The sequence below is a fragment of the Myxococcus sp. AB036A genome (assembly GCF_006547355.1).
Taxonomy (GTDB): Bacteria; Myxococcota; Myxococcia; order Myxococcales; family Myxococcaceae; genus Myxococcus; species Myxococcus virescens.
Window position 1 is genome coordinate 1 of sequence record NZ_VHLC01000206.1, and the last position, 3,221, is coordinate 3,221.

The 3,221-nt window shown below is 66.6% G+C and carries 1 protein-coding gene and 2 pseudogenes; all 3 read right to left on the reverse strand.

All coding sequences use genetic code 11. The annotated features are described in order from the left end of the window. Nucleotides 1–556, reverse strand: a pseudogene (locus FL344_RS38000) (hypothetical protein); the annotation flags it as partial. Between the two features lie 691 nt (nucleotides 557–1,247). Next, nucleotides 1,248–2,168 (reverse strand): DUF2381 family protein, encoded by a 921-nt coding sequence (locus tag FL344_RS38005; RefSeq protein ID WP_141621934.1) that lies wholly within the window; start codon nucleotides 2,166–2,168, stop codon nucleotides 1,248–1,250. Nucleotides 2,169–2,239: 71 nt separating this feature from the next. After that, nucleotides 2,240–3,221: pseudogene (locus FL344_RS38010) on the reverse strand (serine/threonine protein kinase); the annotation flags it as partial.

Genomic DNA, 3,221 nt, shown 5'->3' on the forward strand with positions numbered 1-3,221 from the left:
AGTCCGGGTTGCCCCTGTTGTTGTAGCGGCGCACCAGGTGCCCGGACAGCAGCGTGTAGGACTCCAATGCGCCCACCCACACGAAGTTCGGCGCGTCGCCTCCCACCATCAGGTTCTGCACCACCTGGCCCCAGTCGGAGAGCTCGTCCCAGTCCTCCTTGCGCACCAGACTTCCCCCCACCTCTCCGCCCCACATGCGCAGGCGCACCGGAGCGCCCAGCTCGACTTGGAGGAAGCCTGGCTTGACGACCTCCAGCCGTGGGTGGAGCTGCAGGAAGCCTTCGTCCTTCCCCGCCCCTCTCTGCGGCAGCAGCGCCACCGTCGTCGTCTCTAGGCTCAGCCGGTTCGCCCAGTCAGAGCCCGAGCTGGACGAGGCCGGCTCCTCCTCGACGAGGGCACTCCCCTCGTCCATGGAAGGCTCGAGCAACGCGTCCCCCTCTGGCTCAACGGGGTCCACCTCCTCCTCGGCCACGTAGTCTTCAGGATAGGCAATCTCTTCCGCCCACCCCATTTCGGGTAACACCAACAGCAACACGACGGCCCAGCGCATGAACATCGACGTCTCCTGAGAAGGCCCCGGAGGGGCAAAGGACAGAGGTTTCCCGTTCAGTCCGGCAGGGCAGCCGGGCTGCGCGGGTGAGTGCATTGCATTGCGGGAGTCGCCGGCAGGCCGGCCGGGCGAAACGACAAACAGACGTGTCACGTCACGGCGCCAGGAAGCCCCAGCGCAGTCTCAACAGCAGGCAGGCGAGTCACGTCACGGCGCCAGGAAGCCTGGCTCCGTCCCAACAGCAGACAGACGTGTCGCGCGACGGCGCCAGGGCAAGGCCCGGCTCCGCTCATGACTCCAAGCGCGAATTGGGATGACTGAGGAAGGGCTCCTCAGCGCCCGTCAGACACGCGGCCCGACGAAGCGCAGACGGCCACTCGGCGCACAACGACCGCCAGCACGCGCCTCACATGGCGGTGCGGGAAGTCTTCGGCGCAGCGCGAGGGCCCAACGCCGACTTCGAAGCGGAGCTAGGAAGGTGGCTCAGGCGCGTCGCCCGCCGGGCGCACTCCGCAGCCACCAAGGAAGCGCGCAGTCACGCGCGCGCACTCCAGCACAGTGAGGAACACATCGCCTCCAGGGAACGCCAGAATGGACTAGACCAATAGGTCTAGTCCATTGGACCCTATATTGGCATTCGGCACAAGCCCCCAATGCCGGAAACCCACGAAAGGACTTGGAGGTGGTGCCCGCTGGGTTAAGGGAAGGTGACGTTCCCCAGGGTGACGGTGCGGCGCCCATCCGCATCCCAGAGCTTCAGCGTGAAGGGGCCTTGGGGAGACTCGGATGCTGCCTCAGCCTCTACCACCACGCGCTGGACGGTTGAACCGGGGGCCACGGGGCCGGACTGCCAGACTTGAAGCACCTTCAACTCCTCGTTGGCCTTGCCCCGTAGGGTTGCCCCCTTGGCAGTCCACGGTTGGTCATCCCCCCGTGACACGAGGATGACCTCGACGGCCACCCGGCGGGCTGCGCGGTATGCATTGGCATAGTGCTTGGCTGCGGCCCCGCCCGGGCCCTGAGTTACATCCTTGGTCACGTCGCGGAACTCAACGCCCCGCCCACTGAGGACTTCCGTCGAGATGAGTCCCGTCAGCCCATCAGGAGCACTTCGCTCCGCGCGCAGGCGCTCATTCTCCTCTCGGCACTTCTCTGCTTCGATGCGCGCCTGACGGACTTCTTCCTGGTAGTTCTCGACGCTCCTCTTGCGCCGATAGACTTCGACATGCGCCTCCGACCGTGCGGGGTGCGAGACCAGGACAAACGTCGCACTCGCCGGGGCAGCGCCATCCTGGAAACGCACCGTCAGCTTGAGCCGTTCTCCCGCCGAGATTTTCTCTGACGGAATCAGGCGCAAGGTAGTGAGCCCAGCGTCCACCATCGCGAAGCGCTCGCGTCCCTCGAGCGTCAGCCCCTCTCGACTCACCTCCGAATCAAAGAGAAACATCGTCGAGAGCCCAGGGCTCACTGCTACTTCAACCACTGGCTGAACATCATCCGAGACCAGCTCGATTCGCCGAATGCTCAGCCCCACGGTAGATGAGGGCGACTGCGCAAGAGCCGTCCCCCCTCCTGTGAGGAGGAGGAAAAGCAGCACGGCCGACACGGAATGATGCACGCGACGTCTCCCCTACCAAGCCAGCGGCGACACCGCTGGCGACTCACGGACGCCTGCTCAACAACGACAGGTCATTCAAACTCACTCACTGCCTTGACCCAAACGGCGGAGTACACGCGCGCCTTCCCCGTCTCCCCTCCGCCACCCTCTATCTCCAGTCCGCGGTTGCGAGAGTTGTCCTGTACCTCCAGGCACACAGGGAAGCTCTCTCCGCGAAATCGCGCTCGCGTCAGTCGGACGTAGACGCGGTCGGCGATAACGAGTCGCCCAGACAGAGTTGCGTAGTCCGACCCCACAATGATCTGCGCAGTGCCTTCCTTCACCGTTACGTATTTTTGGTCCCCTCGGACGAAGCTCGCGCCCTCGCGATCCCCAATGTCCATGCCCAGCTTCTTCATGCCCTTGGTGGAGCCTGCCGGGCACGGTTCGGGGTCCGGAGCCGGGCGCACCTGGGGACCGGAGCACGCGAACGTGGTGCAGAGGGCCGCCGTCACCACGGCACTGCTGACGCTCCTCGTGGCCTTCTTGGCAGGCACCGGCGGGGAGGAAGGGGTGTCACTCTTGGGTGTCGTCACGGTTGCAGTCACCTCGGGAAGCGTCGCGGGGGGAGCGACGGCCGCAGGTGTTGCCTCCGGCCCGGTGGGAGCTGCGGCCGGGGCAGCTTGAGGTTTCTTTGTATATGGCGCTACTTCTTGGCCGGGGGCGCCCTGCGGCTGCGGTGAGTCCGTCCGCTGTGAGAAGTACGCCCCAGACGCGAGGGCCATGGCCAGCAGCCCCGCCCCCAGCACACGCCCCAGCCGGAGTCGCGAGAGGAACGAGCACCGCCCTGCCTCGACGACGGGGGCCACAGGCGCCGCCAGCGGCTCGACGTCCGCCGCGATTGCGCCCTCCGCCCCCACCCCCGTCTCAAGCGCCAGGCCCCGCAACTGCGCCTCCACGGGCCGCGTGGCCGCAGGTACCAGCGGGGCCTCGGGCGGCAATGCCGCGGGCATGCCTTCGCCTGGGACTTCCGGCAGCTCCGGCCCCGGCGCCTTGCCACGACGCATCTGGCTC